Origin of the sequence: Dactylosporangium sp. NBC_01737 (assembly GCF_035963215.1) — a bacterium.
Lineage (GTDB): Bacteria > Actinomycetota > Actinomycetes > Mycobacteriales > Micromonosporaceae > Dactylosporangium.
In genome coordinates this window covers 11,131,953-11,153,124 of record NZ_CP109153.1, presented here as the reverse complement: position 1 = coordinate 11,153,124, position 21,172 = coordinate 11,131,953, and the positions used below count along the sequence as shown (strand labels likewise).

The 21,172-nt window shown below is 72.2% G+C and carries 20 protein-coding genes and 1 pseudogene; 10 read left to right on the top strand and 11 right to left on the bottom strand.

From position 1 onward, the window contains the following. Positions 1 to 25 precede the first annotated feature (25 nt). Complete coding sequence (locus tag OHA72_RS51350; protein WP_327003397.1) at positions 26 to 451, top strand: nucleoside deaminase; 426 nt, start codon at positions 26 to 28, stop codon at positions 449 to 451. Here OHA72_RS51350 and OHA72_RS51345 read toward each other — a convergent pair. Beyond that, complete coding sequence (locus OHA72_RS51345; protein ID WP_327003396.1) at positions 442 to 2,556, bottom strand: MMPL family transporter; 2,115 nt, start codon at positions 2,554 to 2,556, stop codon at positions 442 to 444. The genes OHA72_RS51350 and OHA72_RS51345 overlap by 10 nt on opposite strands. A 91-nt stretch (positions 2,557 to 2,647) precedes the next feature. Between OHA72_RS51345 and OHA72_RS51340 the strand changes: the two genes are divergently transcribed. Next, a complete protein-coding gene (locus OHA72_RS51340; RefSeq protein ID WP_327003395.1) occupies positions 2,648 to 3,400 on the top strand; it encodes a DUF8817 family protein in 753 nt (250 codons plus the stop codon). On the opposite strand, the gene OHA72_RS51335 is transcribed toward OHA72_RS51340, so the two are convergent. Further along, on the bottom strand, positions 3,381 to 4,283 hold the full coding sequence (locus OHA72_RS51335; protein ID WP_327003394.1) for a serine hydrolase domain-containing protein: 903 nt from the start codon (positions 4,281 to 4,283) through the stop codon (positions 3,381 to 3,383). The two genes, OHA72_RS51340 and OHA72_RS51335, sit on opposite strands and share 20 nt — an antisense overlap. A gap of 40 nt (positions 4,284 to 4,323) precedes the next feature. On the opposite strand from OHA72_RS51335, the gene OHA72_RS51330 reads away from it, so the two are divergent. After that, the gene (locus OHA72_RS51330; RefSeq protein WP_327003393.1) at positions 4,324 to 4,638 is read left to right on the top strand and encodes a hypothetical protein; all 315 of its coding nucleotides are present in this window, start codon (positions 4,324 to 4,326) and stop codon (positions 4,636 to 4,638) included. Between the two features lie 16 nt (positions 4,639 to 4,654). Here the strand turns inward: OHA72_RS51330 and OHA72_RS51325 are convergent, their stop codons facing one another. Continuing rightward, entirely contained in the window at positions 4,655 to 5,269 is a 615-nt protein-coding gene (locus OHA72_RS51325; protein ID WP_327003392.1) for a DinB family protein, read from the bottom strand. Positions 5,270 to 5,399: 130 nt separating this feature from the next. Between OHA72_RS51325 and OHA72_RS51320 the strand changes: the two genes are divergently transcribed. The 4 genes from OHA72_RS51320 to OHA72_RS51305 all read left to right on the top strand — a co-directional run bounded on the left by OHA72_RS51320 (position 5,400) and on the right by OHA72_RS51305 (position 9,069). Then, positions 5,400 to 6,743, top strand: coding sequence for a condensation domain-containing protein (locus OHA72_RS51320; protein ID WP_327003391.1), 1,344 nt, complete (start codon positions 5,400 to 5,402; stop codon positions 6,741 to 6,743). 57 nt (positions 6,744 to 6,800) lie between these two features. After that, complete coding sequence (locus OHA72_RS51315; protein WP_327003389.1) at positions 6,801 to 8,303, top strand: RNA-guided endonuclease InsQ/TnpB family protein; 1,503 nt, start codon at positions 6,801 to 6,803, stop codon at positions 8,301 to 8,303. A gap of 9 nt (positions 8,304 to 8,312) precedes the next feature. Continuing rightward, complete coding sequence (locus OHA72_RS51310; protein ID WP_327003388.1) at positions 8,313 to 8,750, top strand: hypothetical protein; 438 nt, start codon at positions 8,313 to 8,315, stop codon at positions 8,748 to 8,750. A gap of 94 nt (positions 8,751 to 8,844) precedes the next feature. Further along, positions 8,845 to 9,069 carry a hypothetical protein gene (locus OHA72_RS51305; RefSeq protein WP_327003387.1) on the top strand — a complete coding sequence of 75 codons (225 nt, stop codon included), beginning with the start codon at positions 8,845 to 8,847 and terminating at the stop codon, positions 9,067 to 9,069. A gap of 273 nt (positions 9,070 to 9,342) precedes the next feature. Here the strand turns inward: OHA72_RS51305 and OHA72_RS51300 are convergent, their stop codons facing one another. After that, entirely contained in the window at positions 9,343 to 11,124 is a 1,782-nt protein-coding gene (locus OHA72_RS51300; RefSeq protein WP_327003386.1) for a lysophospholipid acyltransferase, read from the bottom strand. A gap of 111 nt (positions 11,125 to 11,235) precedes the next feature. Between OHA72_RS51300 and OHA72_RS51295 the strand changes: the two genes are divergently transcribed. Together OHA72_RS51295 and OHA72_RS51290 are read left to right on the top strand one after the other, a co-directional pair. After that, on the top strand, positions 11,236 to 11,637 hold the full coding sequence (locus OHA72_RS51295; RefSeq protein WP_327003385.1) for a hypothetical protein: 402 nt from the start codon (positions 11,236 to 11,238) through the stop codon (positions 11,635 to 11,637). Beyond that, entirely contained in the window at positions 11,634 to 12,497 is an 864-nt protein-coding gene (locus OHA72_RS51290) for a hypothetical protein (RefSeq protein ID WP_327003384.1), read from the top strand. The genes OHA72_RS51295 and OHA72_RS51290 overlap by 4 nt, the downstream gene beginning before the upstream one ends. Before the next feature lie 8 nt (positions 12,498 to 12,505). Here the strand turns inward: OHA72_RS51290 and OHA72_RS51285 are convergent, their stop codons facing one another. From OHA72_RS51285 to OHA72_RS51275, 3 genes are all read right to left on the bottom strand, one after another. After that, entirely contained in the window at positions 12,506 to 12,796 is a 291-nt protein-coding gene (locus OHA72_RS51285) for a DUF4287 domain-containing protein (RefSeq protein ID WP_327003383.1), read from the bottom strand. 91 nt (positions 12,797 to 12,887) lie between these two features. After that, positions 12,888 to 13,565, bottom strand: a complete 678-nt coding sequence (locus tag OHA72_RS51280) for a response regulator (RefSeq protein ID WP_327003382.1) — start codon at positions 13,563 to 13,565, stop codon at positions 12,888 to 12,890. Continuing rightward, positions 13,562 to 14,746: a sensor histidine kinase gene (locus OHA72_RS51275; protein WP_327003381.1), complete on the bottom strand. Its 1,185-nt coding sequence runs from the start codon at positions 14,744 to 14,746 to the stop codon at positions 13,562 to 13,564. Before OHA72_RS51275 ends, OHA72_RS51280 begins: the two co-directional genes overlap by 4 nt. Positions 14,747 to 14,890: 144 nt before the next feature. On the opposite strand from OHA72_RS51275, the gene OHA72_RS51270 reads away from it, so the two are divergent. Then, a complete protein-coding gene (locus OHA72_RS51270) occupies positions 14,891 to 17,065 on the top strand; it encodes an MMPL family transporter (protein WP_327003380.1) in 2,175 nt (724 codons plus the stop codon). 104 nt (positions 17,066 to 17,169) lie between these two features. Here the strand turns inward: OHA72_RS51270 and OHA72_RS51265 are convergent, their stop codons facing one another. The 4 genes and pseudogenes from OHA72_RS51265 to OHA72_RS51250 all read right to left on the bottom strand — a co-directional run bounded on the left by OHA72_RS51265 (position 17,170) and on the right by OHA72_RS51250 (position 21,130). Continuing rightward, positions 17,170 to 17,673, bottom strand: coding sequence for a hypothetical protein (locus tag OHA72_RS51265; RefSeq protein ID WP_327003379.1), 504 nt, complete (start codon positions 17,671 to 17,673; stop codon positions 17,170 to 17,172). Positions 17,674 to 17,750: 77 nt separating this feature from the next. Further along, positions 17,751 to 18,866, bottom strand: a pseudogene (locus tag OHA72_RS51260) (IS630 family transposase); the annotation flags it as partial. A 495-nt stretch (positions 18,867 to 19,361) separates the two neighbouring features. Next, entirely contained in the window at positions 19,362 to 20,153 is a 792-nt protein-coding gene (locus tag OHA72_RS51255; protein ID WP_327003378.1) for an inositol monophosphatase family protein, read from the bottom strand. Between the two features lie 2 nt (positions 20,154 to 20,155). After that, entirely contained in the window at positions 20,156 to 21,130 is a 975-nt protein-coding gene (locus OHA72_RS51250) for a hypothetical protein (protein ID WP_327003377.1), read from the bottom strand. Positions 21,131 to 21,172 lie beyond the last annotated feature (42 nt).

Sequence of the window (21,172 nt, the reverse complement as noted above, 5' to 3'; positions counted from 1 at the left end):
GCCGGAGCGTAGCGGAGGTGGCCGCGTGACCGCGGATGAGGAGCGGCTGTTGCGCCGCGCGATCGAGCTCGCCGTCAACGCCCGCGCCGCCGGCGAGGCGCCGTTCGGGTCACTGCTGGCCGACGGCGGCGGCCGGATCCTCGCCGAGGAGCACAACACGGTGTTGTCCGACGGCGACATCAGCGCCCACCCGGAGCTCAAGCTCGCCCGCTGGGCGGCCCGGCACCTGAGCGCCGACGTGGCGGCTGGCGTCACGATGTACACCAGCTGCCAGCCGTGCGGGATGTGCACCGGCGCCATCGAACGCTCCGGCCTCGGCAGGGTCGTCTACGCCCTGTCCGGGGAGCAGCTCGGCGCGCTCAGGACCGGCGGCGGGTTCGCGCCGGTGCCGCAGGAAGGGCCGCTGCTGTACGCCGAGGCCCGCGTCGCCGTGGACGGCTACTACACCTGACGGCGGCGGCCTGGGCGCCACCAGTTCGCGGGGCCGAGCAGGGACATGACGGCGGGCAGCAGCAGGCCGCGCACGACGGTGACGTCCAGCAGCACGGCCACGGTCATGCCGACGCCGATCTCCTTCACGGCGATCAGGTCGCCCAGGGCGAAGCCGAGGAAGACGATGCCGATCGCGAGGGCGGCGGTGGTGATGACGGGGCCGGTGGCGGTGATGCCGGCGAGGACGGCGCGGTCGTTGGCCGCGCGGTCGCCGGTGCTCCGCCGGTCCCATTCCTCCTTGATCCGGGCGAGCAGGAACACCTCGTAGTCCATCGACAACCCGAAGATGAACACGAACAGCAGCAGCGGCGTGGTGAGGTCCACGGCACCCCACGGCTGGAAGCCCAGCAGCGGGGCGCCCCAGCCCCACTGGAAGACCGCGACGAGGACGCCGAGGGTGGCCAGCAGCGTCAGGATGTTCATGCACAGGGCCTTCACCGGCACGACGAGCGAGCCGGTGAGTGCGAAGAGCAGGATCGCGGTCGCGACGACGATGACGGCGACCGCGATCGGCAGCCGGGACGCCGTGGACTCCCGCGCGTCGATCAGCTCGGCGGCGGGCCCGGCGACCAGGACCGGCACGGGGGAGTCCAGGGCGCGCAGCTGCCGCACCAGGCGCTGGGCCGGTTCGCCGCCGGCCGGGCCGGCCGGGCGCAGGTCGACGACGGTGACGTCGGCCGGCAGGCCGGTCCGCAGGTCGAGCTCGGCCTCGCCGGTCAGTTCGCGGAGCCGGTCGAGCAGGGGCGGCACCGACGGCTCGCCGGCGTTCGCCGCGATCAGCACGGTGACCGGCTGCGTGGTCCACTTGCCGAAGTCACGCTCGACGGCCTCGTAGGCCAGCCGCTCCTCGCTGCCGGCGGGCAGCGACCGCGCGTCGGAGTTGGCGAGGGTGACCTGCAGCAGCGGCAGGCTCAGCAGGACCAGGCCGGCGGTCACCGCGAGGGCGACCAGTGCCGGGCGCCGCTGCGCGAACCCGGCCAGCCGTGCCAGCAGGCCCGGCGGGCGCTGCGCGGACCGGGTCTTTGTCGTCCGGGCTTTCTTCGCCCGTGCCCCCGGCGCCGGGATCCGCTGATGTGCGACCGCGATCAGCGCCGGTACCAGCGTCAGGCCGGCAATCGTGGCGAGGCTGACGACCAGTGCACCGCCCAGTGCCATCGCCGCGAGGAGCGGTTCGGCGAACGCGAACAGTCCCGCGAGGGCGGCGCCCACCGCGAGCCCGGACACGAGCACGGCCCGCCCGGCCGTCGCGACGGTCCGGGCGAGGAGGTCCGGCACCGTTGCCTTGCGGTCCGCGGCCCGTTCCTCGCGGAAGCGGGTGAGGATCAGCAGGCTGTAGTCGACCGCGAGACCGAGCCCGAGCAGGGTGACAACGTTGACCGCGTACTCACTGACCGGCACCGCCGCGGCGAGCCCGGTCAGTGCGAGCAGCGTCGCGGCGACCGTCGCAAGGGCGGTGAGCAGCGGCAGGCTGCCCGCGAGCAGGCCACCGAGAATGACGGCGAGGGCGCCGCAGAGCACCACCAGCGCCACGGTCTCCCCGAACGCGGCGTCCTTGACGGCCTGCTCGCCGAAGGTGCGCTCGGCGAGCAGTTCACCGCCGACGAGGACCTGCGGCGCGTCGATGCGGTGCAGCGCGGCGGCGACCCGGTCGGCCACGGCGAGGGCCTCGTCGTCGCTGAGCTCGGGGCGCAGCTCGACGGTGACGAGCGAGCTGCGGTTGTCGGAGGAGACCTGCCCGGATCCCGCGGTGTAGGCGTCGATGACCTTGGCGACGCCGGGGATGGCCCGGATCTCGAACATCACCTTGCTGGCGTTGTCGACCAGCGCGGTCGCGTTGAAGTCCCGCCCGGAGATGACGGCCACGACGCGTTCGCCCTCCGGGGCGAGCCGGTCGATGCGCGCCTGCGCGACCGCGGACTCCGCGTCGGGCCGCAGGCTGTCCACCGACTGGGTCCGGTCGTAGACGGAGCCCCCGAACACCGCGCCGGCGAGGGTGATCACGACCCAGCCGGCGAGGACCAGCATCCGGTGGTTGGCGGTCCACCGGCCGAGCAGTGCAAGCACCGCATCCTCCTCGGGCCGCCGCCGGGCTGGCCGCTGCCGACGCCATCCAACATCCACATCGACGATCCCGCAACGCTCTACACTGTATGGCGTGACTGACGAGCGACCTGCGCCCAACGAGACCACCGTGCCGCTGCTGCCGTGCACAGCCCCGGAGGAGACCCTGGCCTTCTGGCGCGCCCTGGGATTCACCGTCACGTATGAGCAGAAGAAGCCCTACCTGTACCTGGCGCTGCGGTGGAGCGGCTTCGAGCTGCACTACTCACGCGCCGCCGCCGGCGTCGACCCGGCGCAGGAGGCCACCGGCGGCTGCCTGGTCCTGGTCGACGCGGTCGCGCCCTACCACGCGGCGTTCGTCGCGGCGATGCGCGCCGCGCACGGCAAGATCCTGGTCAAGGGCCTGCCGCGGATCACCCGGTTCCGGCCGGGCGCCTCACGCTTCACCGTCATGGACCCGTCCGGCAACTCGATCATCTTCATCCAGCGCGACGAGCCGGGTGAGGTGGAGTACGGCGGCTCCAAGAAGCTGCAGGGGCTGGCCAAGGTCCTGGACAACGCCCGGATCCTGCGCGAGTTCAAGAACGACGACCTGGCCGCCTTCCGGGCGCTGAACTCCGGCCTGCGCCGTCACGGCGACAGCGCGCCGCCGGTGGAGCAGGCGACCGCCCTCGCCGCCCTGATCGAGCTGTCGACGGCGCTCGACGAGCCGGACCGGGTCGCGGAGTGGGGCGAGCGGCTGCGGGGGCTCACCCTCACCGATGACGAGCGCCGCCGGGTCGGGGCCGCGGTCGCCGACCCGGCCCTGATCGCGCCGTGGCTCCCCGTCACGCCAAGCGGTCGATGACCAGCTCGTGGATGGCGTCGAGGAGCTCGACCTCGCGGTCGGAGTGGGCGGTCACGGTGACGGCGGCCCGGAGCTGGGGGCAGATGACGGCGTACTGGCCGTAGCGGCCGTCCATCCGGTACATGGGGGAGCGGTCGAGCCAGACGCCCAGGCCGTAGCCGTAGGTGAACCGCTCGCCCTCGGTGATGGCGCCGGTGTCGGCCGGGTCGGCGGTCAGCCGTCGCAGATACGCCGCGGGCAGGAGCCGGCGGCCGTCCCACTCGCCGTCCTGCAGCAGCAGCTGCGCGAAGCGGGCGAGTTCGTGGGTACGCAGGAAGAGATCGCTGCCCGCGAACGGGAACCCGAGCGGGCAGGTGTGCCAGGCCGGGTTGTGCAGGTCCAGCGGCGCGAACAGCCGGGGCAGCAGGTAGGAGCGCAGGTCCGCGCCGGTGGTCCGGGCGATGACCCGGCCGATCGCGTACGGCCCGGAGTCGGTGTAGGCGAAGCGGGTGCCGGGTGCGGCGTCCAGCGGCGCGGCGACGATCTCGTGGAGCAGGTCGGCGGCGTCGATGCGCTGGTCGGCGAACCACTCGTGGCTGGTGCCGCTGGTCATCGTCAGCAGCTGGCGCAGCGTCACCGCCTCGAATCCGTCGGCCGCGACCGCCCGCAGTTCTGGGAAGTGGTCGAGGAACCGGTCCTCGACGGTGAGCCGGCCCTCCGCCTCCGCGAGCCCGAGCGCGACCGAGGTGAACGTCTTGGAGACCGAGTACAGGTTCACCCGGTCGTCGGAGCGCACCCGCCGCTCGACCGGCGGGCTGCCCTCGCGGTGCAGGTGGATGCCGTAGATACCCAGGCCGCGCTCGCGATCGGCGCAGATGAAGTCGTCCAGCAGATCGTCGCCCACCGCTGGATCCTACAAAAGCCTCGTAACTCACGGTAATCCGATGGGTTTAGTAGGCGTCTATGCGCTGGCCACGCCGGGGCTGGCCGCGCTGCGCGAGTACGCCCGCCGCTGGCTGCCCGGCGTCGACGCCGACGTCTTCGGCCACGGGTTCAAGTTCGTCCCCGCGATCGGCCGCGTCCTGGCCGACCTCGCCGGCGACGGCACCCGCCCGGACCCGCGCTTCGCCTTCGCCCAAAGCACTTCGCGAAAGGAACTCCATCCGCGCGCGGCGAGACCCCGTTCCTGCACGCCGGGCGCGCCGACGTCACCGCCATCCGGCTCTACCGATCGCTCGGCTTCGAGATCCGCCGCGTGATACCGCGGGCGGCGGTTCAGTCCCGTGCGGTGGTGGAACTCCCGTGATCGGCCTTGGCGGCGGCTGCCGTGGCGGCGCTCTCGATCCTCGCGCGGTGCGCCTGCCAGAATGCCGGGTCGGGCCGCGGGGCGGGGTGCCCGGCCGCCGCCCCGGTCGTGCCGTCCAGCTGTTCGCGCAGGATGTCGGCGTGTCCGGCGTGCCGGGTGGTCTCGGTGAGCAGGTGGACGAGGACGGTGAACAGGTTCACGTCGGGGCGTGGCCACCAGGGCACACGACCGGGTGAATCGATGGCCAGGGCGCTGATCGTTGCGTCCGAGTGCGCCCATACGCGGCGGTACCGGTCGACGAGCTGCTCGCGCGTCTCGTGCTCGTCCGCCCACAGATCGGTGCCACGCTCGGCGGCGTCGTCCCACCGGGGCACGGGCTCGGGAAACGGCCGGTCGAAGACCTCGCCGAGGTATCTGGACTCCCAGATCGACAGGTGCTTGACGAGGCCGAGCAGGTTGGTTCCGGTGAAGGTCAGGGGGCGGCGCACGTCGTACTCGGACAACCCGTCGAGCTTCCACACCATCGTCTCGCGGATCTCGCGCAGGTCGTTGTGCAGGTACGCTTTCGCGAATTCATCGATCATGCGCCATGAGCCTGCCATGCGTCGCCGCGGCGTGCGCACCCCGCCCGCGTGAGAAGTGGGGATCATGGCGAACGGCCGTCGAGAACGTAAACTTCCCTCCGTCGATGTGCCGGGTGAGCCAGGAGGCGCGATGCCGGACCGGATCATGGTGCCGTTCCGCGGTGCCGGCAGCGGCGTCGACGAGCTGAGCTGGGGGCAGCGCGAGCTGTGGGGCGGGATGCGCCGACAGCGGACCTGGATGCCCATGGGGATCGTGGTGCCGTTGCTGGACGGCAGCAGCGTGGACGACGTGGTGGCCGAGCTGCGGTTCGTCGTGGAGCGCTACCAGTCGATGCGCACGCGGCTGCGGCTGCGCCCGGACGGGCCGCCCCAGCAGGTGCTGTCCGAGGCCGGCGAGATGCCGCTGGAGGTGGTCGACGCCCCTGAGGACGGGGATCCGGCCGTGACCGCGGCGGAGGTGCAGCGCCGCCTCGAGGACACCGCCTTCGACTTCGAGCGGGACTGGCCCGTGCGGACCGCGGTCATCCGGCACCGGGGCGCGCCGACCCACCAGGTCACGGTGGTGTGCCACCTGGTCGCCGACGGCTTCGGCGCGATGGTGCTGGTCGACGAGGTAGACCGGTGGCGCCGGTCGGAAGCCTTGGACGCCTCTCCCGACGGCATGCAGCCGCTGGAGCAGGCCCAATGGCAGCGCTCGCCCGCCGGGCAGCGGCAGTGCGCGGCGGCGCTGCGACACTGGGAGCACACGCTGCGCGCCATCCCGGCACGGCGCTTCCCCGGCCCGGTCGACCCGCGCCGGCCGCGGCACTGGCAGGCCGGGTTCGCCTCCCGTGCGTTGCACCTCGCGGCTCGGGTCATTGCCCGGCGCACCGGGACGGACCGGGCCACGGTGCTGCTGACCGCGTTCGCCGTCGGGCTCACCGAGGCGACCGGCATCCACCCCGCGGTGGTCAAGGTGGTGGTCAGCAACCGTTTCCGCCGGACGCTGGCCGGCTCGGTGAGCCCGGTCAGCCAGCCCGCGCTGTGCGTCCTGGACGTCGACGGCCTGCCGTTCGACGAGGCAGTGGCACTGACCGGGCGGCGAGCGCTCACCGCGTACAAGCACGCGTACTACGACCCGGACCAGCTCGACGCGCTCATCCAGCGGGTCGGCCGGGAACGGGGCGAGGAGCTCGACATCGCCTGCTACTTCAACGACCGCCGCCCGCAGGGCGCGACCGCCGACCCGGCGCCGAGCACCGCCGAGGTGCGCGCTGCGCTCGCCGAGACGAGGTTCCACTGGATGGCCCGGCAGGACCGTCCGAACGAGCGGCTGTTCCTGACCATCAGCGCCACCCCCGACACGGTGGACCTCGACATCTGCGGCGACACCGAGCACCTGTCCCCGGCGATGCTGGAGGCCTGCGTCCGGAAGATGGAGGCCGTGACGGTCGCCGCGGCCGGTCTGGCACCCGCCGAGGAACTGACAGGCTAGGGCTGTGGCCAGAGATGTTGGCCGGGTTTTGTCGTACCCCTGTGCTTGAGTGTCGGCATGCCTCGACGCCGCGACCCCGACGCGGTCCGGGTGGTGCACCGCACCGCCCGGATCGGGCTGCGCGCCACCCGGGCGCAGCGGGATCGGTGCTTCGGGTTGCTGCGCTCCGCCGGGGATGTCTGGTCGTGTGTACTGGAGGTCAATCATTGGCGGTGGCGGCATGACGCGCCGCCGGTGGTGTCGTATCAGGCCCTGTGCCGAGAACTGTCCACGGCCGGACCTGGAGTGTTCAGCGACGTCGACTCGGTCGGGGCGAGGTCGGTGCTGCGCCGGTTCTCCGATGCGTGGTTCGCCGCGGCGAAACGCCGCAACGCCGGGGACGTCACCGCCCGCTTCCCGCGTCGCAGGCGTGGGCTGTTGCCGGTGCGTTACTACCACGGCACGTTCACCCTGGACGGGCGAAGGTTGCGGCTACCGACCGCTGCGGGGTGTGCGCCGTTGTGGCTGCGCCTGGACCGGGAACCGCCCTACCCGATGGAGCAGATCCGGTCGGTGACGCTCCTCGCAGACGGCGGCCGACTGTGGGTCGAGGTCACCGCCGAGGTCCCGGTCACCACCTACCCGCCCGGTGCCGCACCGGACCCGGGCCGGGTCGCCGGTGTGGACCTCGAAGTAATCCACCCCTACGCGGTCGCCGGACCCGACAGGCACGGACTGCTCGTCTCCGGCCGCGCCATCCGCGCCGAACACCGCATGCACCTCACCGACACCAAACACCGGCAGCGGGCAACCGCCGCCCACGCCCCGAAACCTGGCCAGCGCGGGTCACAGCGGTGGCGGCAGGCACGCCGCCGCGCCCGCCTCATCGAGGGCCGGCACCGCCGCCGGATCCGCCAAGCGCAGCACGAAGCGGCGAAGACCGTCATCGGCTGGGCCGTTCAGCATCAGGTCGGGACACTCACCGTCGGGGACCCCCGCGGCGTGCTCGACCTGAAGGCTGGGCGCAGGCACAACCTGCGGCTGCGGCAGTGGCAGGTCGGGCGGGCCATCGCCATGCTGCGGGACAAGGCCGAACTCGCCGGGATCGTCGTGCACCTCGTCGACGAACGCGGCACCTCATCCACCTGCCCCACCTGCCGCAAGAAGATCACCAAACCCGCCGGCCGGACCATGACCTGCCGCCCGTGCCAGCTCACCGGGCACCGCGACCTGTTCGCGGCCGCCACCATCGCCACCCGCACCCCCAACCCGTCACCGGGCAAGGACACGGACGGCGGCACCAGCATCCCGGCGGTTGTGCCGCCGCGGACGCTCACGCACCGTCGAGCAGGACGCCACCTCCCCGGTGCCGGACTGTCCCGGCGTGACCCACGCCGACCCCCACCACACCAGCCACCACCAGCAAGAACGGTCGCGGCCGGCACGACAGGGGCAGCGAAGGTCAGTTGGCCGGCTGAGGCCCGCCCCACCACCAACCCGGTGGGGAGTCGCTCGACCGCACCACGCGGCGAGGAACCACAACACCACCCACCCGGTGAACGTTCGTGGTCACAGCACTAGGTTGCTCGGATGAGTCTTGATGACGTGGCGAAGCGCGACGGCTGGCGATGCTGGGTCTGCGACGAGCCGGTCGACGCCGACATGTCGGTGAACGACCCGCGCGGTCCCAGCGTCGACAGCCGCACCGCTGACAGGAAGGCCAAGGTCACCGAGCGGCTCGCGCACCGCGCCTGCAACACCCGCAAGGGCGCGGTCAAGGTGGTCATCGCCTGGCCGGACCGCCTGCACGTGGTGGAGCCCGCCCCGCTGCTCACCGTCGCCGAGCGCCTCGAGCGCAAGGGCGGCCGCGAGCTGGTCGCCCGCTGCCCGAGCCAGAAGGACGCCCAGGAGACGGCGGACTGGCTCGTGGACCGGTTCTCCCGGCTGGTGCCCGGCCTGCCGGTGACCGCAAGCGTCGACGCGGGCGGCGGCCAGTTCCTCGTCGCCCTGTCCACCGGCCGCCGCTGACCGCTGGCTGCTGTCCGCCGCACCTGAACCAGGCCCTAGATTGACCGTGCCTCACCGTGGTGGTGCCGACGTTGATCGTCTACGCTGCCGGATCGTGAACTTCCGTGCGCTTTCCGCGCGCATCTGCGCTGCCGCCGCCGGTGTCGTCGTCTCGACCGTCGTCGGCGCTCCGGCTTGGGCAGGTTCCGGCACACACACGTCCAGAGACTCGGTTGAAGACGTTGCGTACGCGCTCGGACGCCTCACCAGCACGCTGTGCTGCATCGCCGTCGTCGTGGGTGTGGTCGTCTTCGCGGTCCGCCGCTTCAGAAAACGCTAGGCGCCCTCGCCGGGGCGAATGTTCTCCTGATCGGGCCAAGGATCTGATGGTGGTCCTGCCGACCCGCGCCTCGTAGACCTGGTAGCCGCTCGATGAGCGCTTCGCTCGGTGAACAACGGACGTAGATCTTCGGTCGGCGCACCTCGCATTCCGCAATCGTCGCGCATCCGCACGTCGTTGGAGCCGGTGCTGAGTCGGCCCGTGGTTGCACCGGCGACACCTCGATGCCGTCGAGTTCCATCGGCACGGTGATGTCGATCCGGGCCACCGACGCTATGCGGGTGGCTGACGCACCAGGCCGGCGACGACGGTGGCGCGGCGGACCGTCTCGCGCAGCTCGTCGTGGAAGTCGGCTCGGCGCTGCCGCAGTTCTGGCGTGCTCGCATCGAGGAGGCCGCGGTGGCGGGCCAGCTGCAGGGCAGGTTTGAACAGTTCCAGCGACACCGACTCTTCGCTGGCCAGCCGGCCCTGCAACGCCCACTGCCTGCCGACGCGCAGGCACTCGTCGAGGAACCGGGGCTCGTCGAACGTCTCGTCCTCCCAGGCGGCGAGCCGGTCGGCTACCAGGTGGTATGCGTCGAGGAACGGTCGCAGCACCAGCGGGGCGACCAGCGGCTTGCCGTGCTGCAGCCAGTTGCGCGCGTCGGCCGGGGTGAACTCGCGCAGCCCGTCGCCGTCGCCCGGCTCGATGATCGCCAGCTCCAGGGCCATCTGCTCGGCGAAGTCCCGGCGGCGGGCGAAGAAGAAGTCGAACTTCAGCAGGTCCCGCAGCCGCAGCGCCTCCTGCGTCGCGGTCGCCAGGCCGTCCGGGCCGCCTTCGGCCGCGGCGACCAGGGCGAGCTCCCCGATCGCCCGGTCGACCAGCAGGTGGATCGCCGTGTTGCGGTAGAACGCGGCCACCAGGTGCTGGCCCGGACCGATCACCCACACCGGGTCGGTGCCGCCGTCGTAGGTTGTCAGTACGCCCGAGGCGACCAGCTCCTGCAGCGTGCGGCGGAGCGTCCCGGGGTCGGTGAGGTTCGCCGCGCCGGCCACCGGCCAGCGCCGGGATTCGATGTAGGTCGCCATCGGCGCGACGGTCTGCAGCACCCCGTCCAGGGTGAGCGCCCGGTCGGCGGCCAGCATCGCGAGGCAGACGACGGCGGTGACGGTGACCGGGGTCGCCTGGTTGATGCGGTGCGACGTGTCCAGGGCGATCCGCTCGACGACGTGCCGCCCCTGCTGGTCGCCGCCGCGCAGCTCGGCCATCCGCTCGCGGAGGGGGACGGGCTCGCCGAAGTCCAGGTAGGCCCGGCCGAGCCGGTTGGCCTGGAGCCGGGCGAAGTTGATCAGCCAGCGGACGTCCTCGGGTCGTTTCCTGGCGCCGCGTGCCTCCGCGGTCATCGAGCCGACTTCGTGCAGCTGCTCGTACACGATGGACACCGGGACGATCAGCGCCTCGGTGTCGGGGGCGGCGTCGATCGCGTCCACCACGTAGCGCAGGATGCCGTAGGTCGGCGGCCGCAGCTTGCCCGTGCGGGTCCGGCCGCCCTCGATGGACCAGCTGAGGTTCTGCCGGTTGCGGATCAGCTGGCCGATGTAGGCGCGCAGCGTCAGCCGGTACACCGGCTGGTCCTGCGTCGACCGGCGGATGTAGACGATGCCGGAGCGCCGCGCCAGATGGTTGACGGGAAAGAAGCTCAGGTTGGCCCCGCCCAGCGTGTACGCCGGGCTGAGACCGTGCCGGTCCAGCGCCACCGGGACCGCCGCGCCGTCCAGATACGACCGGTGCGAGAACAGGAACAGCAGCGAATACTTGCGGTCCAGCCCTTCTAGGCGGCGCGCGGCCTCCTCGTCCACGAGCAGCTCGTGGGCGCGGAACATCCACTTCGTGAACCTGAACCAGGCGCTCATCGCCCGCGCGCTGTGCATCGCGCCCATCTCGCGCAGATAGCCGGTGGCCTCGGCCGTCACCTCGTCCTGGTCGCGCCCGAGCGAGGTGGCCAGCTCGGCCAGCCGTCCGGCGAAGCCGTCATCGGCGAGCAGCTGGGCAACCTCAGGGGTGTCCGAGGACATCAACCACCTCGCAGGTGAGCAGTGTGGTGGCCAGTCTGGGAGCAGTGACCGGATTCCGTCAACAACGCGGCACGTCTGGTGGTGGCGGCGTCGCGGCGTGATGATGGCGGCGTGGAAGCCGTGATCATCATCGGGGTTGTGCTCGTCGTGCTCGTCGTGGTCGGTGCCGTGGTGTTGCGGCTGCGGGCGAAGGACGACGGAGGGGCCGTCCGTGGGGAGCTGGTGGTGACGGGCGTGCAGGAGCAGTGGCGTACCGGCGACGCCAACGACGACAAGATCAACCGGGAGTATGACGTGCGGTTGACGGTCGACGCGACGCTCAGCGGGCCGGGGGTCAGCGGCGGGCGCCGGCGTTACGACGTCACGGTCGTCAACCGCGACGTGGCCAAGGTGGTGGCGGGTGCACGCTTCCCGTGCGACGTCACGCCGACCGATCAGACGGTGGTCCGGGTGTACGTGCGGCCCGGTGGCTCCTTCGAACGCTTCGAGAACGGGCGGCCGGTCACCGCGTGAGCGGGGTCGACTGGGACGCGGTCTACGGCTGCGACGGCACCTCCGGTCACGTGCCGGGGTTGCTGCGCGCCCTGGCGGGGCCGGAGCCTGCGGCCGGGGCGTACGCGGAGCTGTTCAACCACCTGTGCCACCAGGGCACCCGATGGCAGGCCAGCGGTGTCGTGGTGCCGTTCCTCGTCGCGCTCGTCGACGCCCCGGCCACGCCGGACCGGGCGGCGCTGGTCCGGATGCTCGCGGCCGTGGCAATCGGTGACCACCGTGACGACCGGCTCCCGTTCGACGCCGACGCCGCCTATCCGGAGGCCGACGCGATCACCGACGAGCAGCTGCGCCTGCTGAACGTGTGGCTCGACGAGGGCAGCGACGACGAACCCGTGGGGGAGTTCTACTGGGACCGGTCGGGCCCGGACCGGTGGGCGCGCGACGCGTACCGCGCCCTGGCCGCCCACGCCAGCACCGTCGCCGGCTGGGTGCGCGACCCCGACCCGGACGTCGCGGCCCGTGCGGCGGCGCTACTCGCCTGGTTTCCACCGGCGCCCGAGGCCGTCGCCACGCTGCTCGACGTGCCGGCCGGGCCGGCCAGGGCCAGTGCCAACCTGGCCCTCGCGCACCTGCCCGTCGTCGGCCCGGCCGTCGACCGGCGCCTTGAGGGGCTGCTCACCGCGGCCGACGGGCAGGTTGCGCTCACCGCGGCGGTCGCGCTGGCGTACCGGCGCGGCGAGGCCACGCCCGAACCGGCGCTGACGCTGCTCGCGGTCGCCGCCGACCACGACCGGCCCCTGCCCGCCGACGTCCCGGGCTGGGACCGCCGCGCCCTGCGAGGCTTCGTGGCGATCGCCCTCACGCGGATCGGGTGGTGATGCCGCCGTCACGCGGGTCGCGTCGCGGCGCCGTCCAGCCACAGCGTGTTGCTGGCGTCGCGGTGGGTGCCGGCGGTGCCGACATGCTTGCCCGGGATCGTCGGGCCGTGCTTGATGACGTGCACGAGGGCCATGGCGTGGCCGCGGCCCAGGTCGAAGTCCGCCCTCAGCCAGTCGACGATGGTGCCGGCCTTCGTGGCGGGCGCGTCGTAGCCGCGCTCGGTGGCGAGGGCGAGCAGCTCCCGCGGGGTCTTGCCGGTCTTGGTCTCGATGTTGTCGAGATACGCCTGGAACGACATGTCCGATCCTCCCGTCGCCGGCACGCCCTCCGTGCCGCTCACTGACGCGTCGAACGGCGCCGCCGCGTTTCGACAGGACCGTCGAAGATTTTCAGGGCAGTTGGTCGCCCTGCCGGACCAGGCCGCTCTGATACGCCAGCACCACCAGCTGTGCACGGTCACGCACGTTGAGTTTCGTCATGGCGCGGTTGACGTGGGTCTTCGCGGTGAGGGGCGACACATACAGCCGCTCGGCGATGTCGTCGTTGGACAGGCCGTGCGCGACGAGGATCAGGACCTCGCGCTCCCGCTCGGTCAGCAGGTCCAGGGCCGGCATGACGCCCTCGGCGCCGGGGCGCAGGCTGGTCAGGAAGCGGCTGACGAGGCCCCGGGTGGCCCGCGGCGACAGCAGCGACTCGCCGCCCGCGACGACCCGGATCGCGTGCAGCAGGTCGGCGGGGGCAACGCCCTTGCCGAGGAAGCCGCTGGCGCCCGCCTGCAGCGCCAGGACCACGTTGTCGTCGGTCTCGAACGTGGTGAGCACGAGGACCCGCACGCCGGCGAGGTTGTCGTCGGCACCGATGCGGCGGGTCGCCTCCAGGCCGTCCATGCGGGGCATGCGGATGTCCATGAGCACGACGTCGGCGCGTGCGGTGCGGGCCAGGTCGACCGCCTCGCGCCCGTCGGCGGCCTCGGCGACGACCTCGAACTCCGGCTCCGAGTCGATGATCATTTTGAAGCCGGCGCGGATCAGCGCCTGGTCGTCGGCGAGCAGCACCCGGATCGTCATGCCGGTCCCGCCGGGAGCCGCACGAGCGGGTCGGCCGGCAGCACCGCGTGCACCCGGAACACGTGCGAGCCGACCGGGCACGCGGTCACGCTGCCGCCGGCGGCGGTGGCCCGCTCGCGCATGCCGAGCAGCCCGTAGCCGGAACCGGAGCCGGTGGTCGCGGCCGGCCGCATCCGGTTGCTGACCTCGACTTCGATGTCGCCGGTGGTGTACGAGATGTCCAGCCGGGCCGAGCCGTCACCGTATCTGTGGGCGTTGGTCAGGGCTTCCTGCACGATGCGATACGCGGCCAGGTCCACCATCGCGGGCAGCTCCCGCGCGTCGCCGACCTGCCGGTGCTGCACCGGGAAGCCGGTCGTCTCCAGCGTCGCCAGCAGCTCCGGCAGCCGGGCGAGGCCGGGCGTCGGCTCGGTGTTCTCGTGCTCGTCGGCGCTGCGCAGCACCCCGACCACCGACTGGATCTCCTTGAGCACGGTGTCGGACGCTTCGCGGATGTGGTCGAGGACCGGGCCGACCTGGTCGGGGCGGCGCTGCAGGATGTGTGCGGCGGCGCCCGCCTGCACGCTGATGACCGCGATGTGATGGGCGACCACGTCGTGCAGCTCCCTGGCGATGCGCAGCCGCTCGTCCATGACGCGGCGCCGTGCCTCGTCCTCCCTGGTCCGTTCGGCCCGGTGGGCGCGCTCCTCGACCTCGGCGACATAGGCGCGGTGGGTGCGCGCGGCGTCGCCGACAGCCGCCGCCATGAAGATCCACGCGAAGACGCCGAGGGTCTCGCCGCGCCACCAGTCCTCGGCGGCGACGATCAGGCCCGTCAGATACACCGCGGAGGACGCGCTGAGCGCGCAGATCCAGCTCTTGCGCCGGTCGGTGTGCGCGGCGATCGAGAACGTCGTGACCCCGAGCGCCACGATCAGCCCGGGGTTGCTGACGCCTTGCAGGACCGCGCCGACGGTGGCGGCGGTGGCGATGCCGAGCGCGGCGAAGGGACGGATCCGGCGGATCAGCACGGCGACGAACGCGACGCTCGCCACGAGCACGTCGCCGGTGGTGGCTCGGGCGTCCGCGGCGGCGCGCAGCACAGCGATGGCCAGCACGAGCGCGAGCAGCATGTCCAGCAGCAACGGCTTGGCCGCCGCGCGTCTCCACACTCGCATGAGTGCGGTGTCGTTGCTGTTCATCACCCTTGCACCGTACGCGGGCGGCGGGTCCCGGCGCGTCGTCTGCCGGTGGTATCCGGCGCCGCCGCGAATACCACGGCCATGGTACGGCGGTGTCTACGGCTGGACGACGCTTTCCGGCCCGCGCACCGGGACCGTGAGGGTATGGCAACCTACCTGTACCGGCTCGGGAAGCTGAGCTTCCGCCGGCGGAAGCTGGTCCTCGCGCTCTGGCTGGCGCTGATCGCGGCCCTCGGCGTCGGCGCGGCCACCCTGTCGGGGCCGACCGCCGGCAGCTTCACCATCCCCGGCACACAGGCGCAGGAGGCCCTGGACCTGCTCGCGCAGCGCTTCCCACAGGCCGGTGCCGACGGCGCCCAGGCGAGGGTGGTCTTCGCCGCGCCGCAGGGGCAGAAGCTCACCGACCCGGCCAACGCCGCCGCGATCGGGCGGACCGTCGACGCGCTGCGCACCGGCGGACAGGTCGCCAACGTCACCGACCCGCTGCAGGGCACCGTCAACGAGGCCGGCACCGTCGCCTACGCGCAGGTGACCTACCGGGTGGATCAGATCGAGCTGACCGACGCGGACCGCGACGCGCTGCTCGCGGCGGCCGGCACGGGCCGTGCCGCGGGACTGACCGTCGAGGTCGGCGGCGACGCCCTGCAGGCACCGGCCGAGCAGGGCATCGGTGAGGCCATCGGCCTGCTCATCGCCGCGCTGGTGCTGATCATCACCCTCGGTTCGCTGGTCGCGGCGGGCCTGCCGCTGCTGACCGCGCTGCTCGGCGTCGGCGCGGCGATGGCCGGCATCCAGATCGTGACCGGCTTCGTCGACCTCAGCAGCACCACGCCGACGCTCGCGCTGATGCTCGGCATCGCCGTTGCCATCGACTACGCGCTGTTCATCGTGTCGCGGTTCCGGCACGAGGTCGCGGCCGGCCGGTCCGACATCGAGGCCGCCGGGCGGGCCGTGGGCACTGCCGGGTCCGCGGTCACGTTCGCCGGCCTGACGGTGGTCATCGCGCTCGCCGCGCTCACGGTCGTCAACATCCCGATGCTGACCCAGATGGGGCTCGCCGCCGCGGGTGCTGTCGTCGTCGCGGTCCTGATCGCGCTCACCCTCCTGCCTGCGCTGCTCGGTTTCGCGGGTCGGCGGGTCGCCGGTGGTCGTGCCGTCAAGCACCAGGCGAAGGGCACGATGGGCCGCCGCTGGGCGCTGCTGGTCACCCGCCGCCCCGTGCTGACCCTGGTCATCACGGTGCTGGGCCTGGGGCTCGTCGCGGTCCCCGCCCTCGACATGCGCCTCGGGCTGCCCGGCGACAACGTGGCCGGCCCGCAGACCACCCAGCGCAAGGCGTATGACCTGCTGACCGATGGCTTCGGCGCCGGCTTCAACGGCCCGCTGCTCGTTGTCGTCGACGCCGCCGGCAGTCCGGACCCGAAGGGTGCCGCGGCCGGGGCGGCCGGGCGCATCACGGCGCTGCCCGGTGTCGTGGCCGTCAGCCCGCCGGCCTTCAACCCTGCCGGTGACACCGCGATCCTGCAGGTCGTCCCGGCCACCGCGCCGGACAGCGGGCAGACCACGGACCTGGTGCACGCCATCCGGGCGCTGCCGGCCGCGGACGGGGCGGCGCTGTCCGTCACCGGCACCACCGCGATCAACATCGACGTGTCGACGAAGATGGGTTCGGCGCTCGGACCGTACCTGACGGTGATCGTGGTGCTCGCGTTCCTGCTGCTGATGCTGTTGTTCCGCTCGCTCCTGGTGCCGTTGAAGGCGATCGGCGGGTTCCTGCTCAGCGTCGCCGCCACGTTCGGCGCGGTCGTCGCGGTGTTCCAGTGGGGCTGGCTCGCCGGCCTCATCGGCGTCGAGCAGACCGGCCCGATCGTCAGCCTGCTGCCGGTCCTGCTCATCGGCATCGTGTTCGGCCTCGCGATGGACTACGAGGTGTTCCTGGTCAGCCGGATGCGGGAGGAGCACGTGCACGGCGCCGCCCCGCAGGAGGCCGTGGTGAACGGGTTCGGCCACGGCGCCCGGGTCGTCACCGCCGCCGCGATCATCATGATCAGCGTGTTCTCCGGCTTCATCCTGTCGCCGGAGGCGATCATCAAGTCGATCGGGTTCGCGCTCGCCGCGGCGATCCTCTTCGACGCGTTCGTGGTGCGCATGACCCTGGTGCCCGCGGTGATGACCCTGCTCGGCCGCCGCGCCTGGGCGCTGCCGCGCTGGCTCGACCGGCTCCTGCCCAACGTCGACGTCGAGGGCGAGCAGCTGCGGGCCGAGGAGCCCGAGCTGCCCACCGGCGAGCTGGTCAGCGCCGGAACTGCCACCCGATGAGCTCGGTGCGCTAGTGCGCTGACCAAGAACGTTCACCGGGTTAGACGGCCAACGGCCGAAGGCCGCGTGGCTCCCACGCCGCTGGGAACGATCGGTTGCCGGCCTCAGTACGGCAGGTCGATGCCTCGGCGGCGGGCGAACTCGCGGTGGGCGGTCATGATCGCGTCGAGCCAGCGGGCGGCCATCTCGTCGGCACGGTGCACCCGGGCCATGCGCACCTCGAATTGCCCCGTGTCGACTTGATCGGCGGAGTCGACGTCGGGCTGGGCGGCGAGCGCCTCCTCGACCAGGTCGGGGTCGGACTCCTGGTAGGACTGGTAGGGCTGGACGAGAAACCCCACCTCCTCAAAAAAGCTCAGCCCCCAGAGCAAGCCGTCGCCGGTGCCCACCCCGACTACGGCGCAGAGTTGGGCACGGGTAGTGGTGAGGGTGTGCCCCGGCCACGCCTCCTCGATTGTCGTCATGACCGCCGGAATACGGTCGAGGACCGCCGCGACCGGTGCATAGGTGGCGAGTTGGGAGCCCCAGTACCAGACCCTGCGCAGGTCGTCGGTGCCGCCTGCGGGCTTGACATCGGGCACCGCATAGGCGGGTAGTGGAGAGATCATGGGCTGATTCTTCCCCACAACCCGATCCGCCAGACCGTGGTGACGCCGCGCGGCGCCTCACCGGGGTTTGAGGCTCGCGCGGCTTTCGGTCGTGGGCGTCCCCAGCGTTGTTGGCGTTCGCTGCGGATGCGGGCGCGTTCGCGGCGTTGGGCGGCCAGGACGTCGGCGTGCCGGGCGTTGGCGTTGCACCAGCGCAGGTATTGCTGCAGGTCGCGGGCCAGGACGGGGTGGTTGGGGTAGTTCGAGTTGGCCATGGTGAAGCGGCGCAGCGGCCCGAACTGGGCCTCGATCGGGTTCGCCCAGGACGCGCTGGTCGGGGTCAGGCACAGCTCGACCTTGTTCCGGGCCGCCCACGCGCGGATGGCTGGGGTCTTGTTCGCCGACAGGTTGTCCAGGATGACGTAGATCGGGGCGCCGTCCGGTCGCGCCTTGCGGATCGATTTGAGCGCGGCCAGGGTGTGATCGCCGCCTTTGCGGCGGCGCATCACACCCCAGAGCTGGTCATCGCCGAGGCTGTAGCAGCCGTGGAAGTAGCGGATGCCATGGGTGCGCTTGTACGTGGCCGGCAACCGCTGCGGTTTGCTGGCCGGTGCCCACGCCGAGCCGTGGTGCGGGCGGATCGACAGCGGCCCGAACTGGTCGAAGGCGAAACACCGATCCGGGAACCTCGACGTGACCTCCTCGATCCGGTCGAACTTGGCATCCTTGTCCGGATCAGTGGACTCCTTCCAGGTACGGGTCCGCTGGAACGAGATGTCGTTACGGCGTAACAGCTGCCGCAACCGCTCCCGTCCCAGGTACACCCGCCGGACCTTGTTCGTGGCCAGGTAATCGGCCAGCTTGCGGATGCTCCAGTGCGTGAACGGGCGACCCAGCGTCCTCGGCCGGGCCTTGGCCGTCTCGACGATGTAGGTCTCATCGTCGGGACTGATACGGCGGGGACGGCCACCCGCCCAATTAGGGTCCAGCGCACGCAGCCCAATCTCGTTGAACCGGTGGATCACATCCCGCACGGTGTCCTCGTGCGCGGCCACGAGGCGGGCGATCGCCGACACCTGCGTCCCCGACGCCGACGCCATGATGATCAACGCGCGGCGGACCCGAATCGACTCGTGTTTCCCCCGCCGCACAATCTGCTGTAGCCGGCGACCCTCCTCATCGCTCAGCCGCCGCGCCCGGACCGGCTCAGCCATCCACCCACCTCACCCCTCGACAACGACCTGATCGCTATCGAGGGTGAGGCCGGACCAGCCCATTCGGGCACACCGCAACCGGCGTGTCACCAACCCGGTGAACGTTCTTGGTCAGCGCACTAGTCAGCGCCGGAGCTGCCGCCCGGTGGGCTGGCCAGAGCTGGCGCTGCCGCCCGGTGAGGTGGCCAGCGTTGGATGCGCCGCTCGGTGGGCCGTCCGACGCTGGCCGCCGGCTTCACAGCCGAGGGCCGCCGTTGGGACTACGGCCCGGTGAGGTGGTCGGCGTTCGGGCTGCCGCTCGATGGGCGGTCCGACTCTGGCCGGCTACCTCGCGGCCGAGGGCCAGCGGTGGGACTGCTGCCCGGTGAGGTGGTCAGCGTTGGGGCTGTCGCTCGACGGGCAGTCCGGCGCCGGAAGTGCCGCTCGGTGAGCTGTTCGACGCCGGAGGTGCCGTCCGGTGAGGTGGTCAGGCGGGAGGTGCCGCTCGGTGAAGGGTCAGCGCTGGAACTGTTGCTCGATGAGTTCGATGAGTGCGGCGTGGGTCTGCTGGTCCGCGGCGACGACGAGGCCGCCGGCTCCGGTGTGCAGCGGCTGTCCTCGCAGGCCGGTCACGACGCAGCCGGCGGCCTCGCACAGTGCGATGCCGGGCGTGAAGTGCACGCTGCCCTGCAGGTCGCCGTCGGTCACGTACGCCGCCCGGCGGCCCGCGGCGACCCACGCGACCGCGAGGGTGGTGGACACGACCCGCGGCCGGAAACGCTCGGCGAAGGCGGGGTCGGCGAGCAGCAGGGCGGGCCGGAACACCGGGCCGTTCGCGAACGGCGGGTCGAGGTTCACGTCTACGAGCGTCGAGCGCGCCGTCGGGGCGAGCACGGTGTCCTTGCCGTTGCTGCGCACGTGGGCGGGGCCGCCGGCGGTCCAGAACACCTCGCGGGAGAAGGGGTCGGCCGACACGGCCACGGCGGTGCCCGCGGGTGTTGTGAGCGCCACGTTGACGGCGACGAGCATGGCGCCGGCCGCGTAGTTGAGGGTGCCGCAGAGCGGGTCGACGAGCCAGGTCCGGTCGCCGCCGCCGGTGTGGCCGCTCTCCTCGCCGTGGACGGCGTCGCCGGGGCGGGCGGCCCGCAGCACGTCCAGGATCGCCCGTTCCGCCTCGATGTCCGCGACGGTCGCGAAGTCGCCGCCGCCCTTCTCGTAGTGCTCCAGCTGGGTCCCGAAACGGGAACGGACCACCGCCGCGCCCGCTTCGGCGGCGGCGATGGCCAGTTCGAGGTCGTCGATCGTCACCGTCAGACGATAGCCGGGGCCGGTTCGGCGACGGTCGGGGTCCGGTCCCGCAGCCGCATGGCGATCCCGCCGGCGCAGAGCACGGTCACGGCGAGGATGCCCGCCGCGAGCAGCGTGCGGGCGTCCGGCGCGGCGACCGGCTGCCCGCGCAGCGCCTGCCAGGTCAGCAGGCCGATCAGGCCGGCGTACCCGAGGGCCGCGACCCGCACGAGGCCGCGCCGGGCCCGCTGCGACCCGAGCACGCCGGCCGGCCATCGGCGGGCGGCGAAGGCCAGCAGCAGCGCGAGCAGCGGCAGCGCCTGCAGGGCGTGGATGCCGACGAAGTGGGGGACGCGCAGGTCGCCGCCGGTCGTCGACCAGCCGGTGACCGGCATGGTCGGGCCGCCGTCGGCGACGCCGACGCTGTGCGCGCCGATCATGCCGACGGTCTCGCCCCGGTCCAGGGCGGCGTCCTGCTCCTCGGTGGGCGTGGTCATGAGGAACGCGACCAGCATCCCGGCGAGGGACAGCGCGAACCCCAGCCGGGCGGCCGACTTGAGCACCGGGTCACCGCCGCGCTGGAGGGCGACGACGATCGCGACGACGAGGCTCGCCGTCCACAGCACCACGACCATGTTGCCCATCAGCGACCACACGGCCTCGTCGAACGGGGTGGTGTTGTTGAAGTGGCTGGGTTCGCCGCGGACCGCCTGCAGCACGATCAGGCACATCTCGGCGGTGGAGGCGACCGCGACCACGGTGCCGGCCCACCATCCGGTCCGCCGGGCACGCTGTGCCGCGCGCAGCAGCCAGGCGAGGGTGACGGCGTACACCCCCATCGAAACAGCGAACTTGAACGGTTTGAGCCATGCGGGACTGCCGACGACGAGCCGGTCGTCGACGACGATGCCGGCGACGGCGACGATGGTGAGCAGGCCCATCGCCGCCGCGAACCACAGCAGCGGGCGGTGCCAACGGAGGGGCTGCGGACCGGTCATGGTGGACTCCACGATCGAGGGCTGATGATGCGCTCAGCGTCC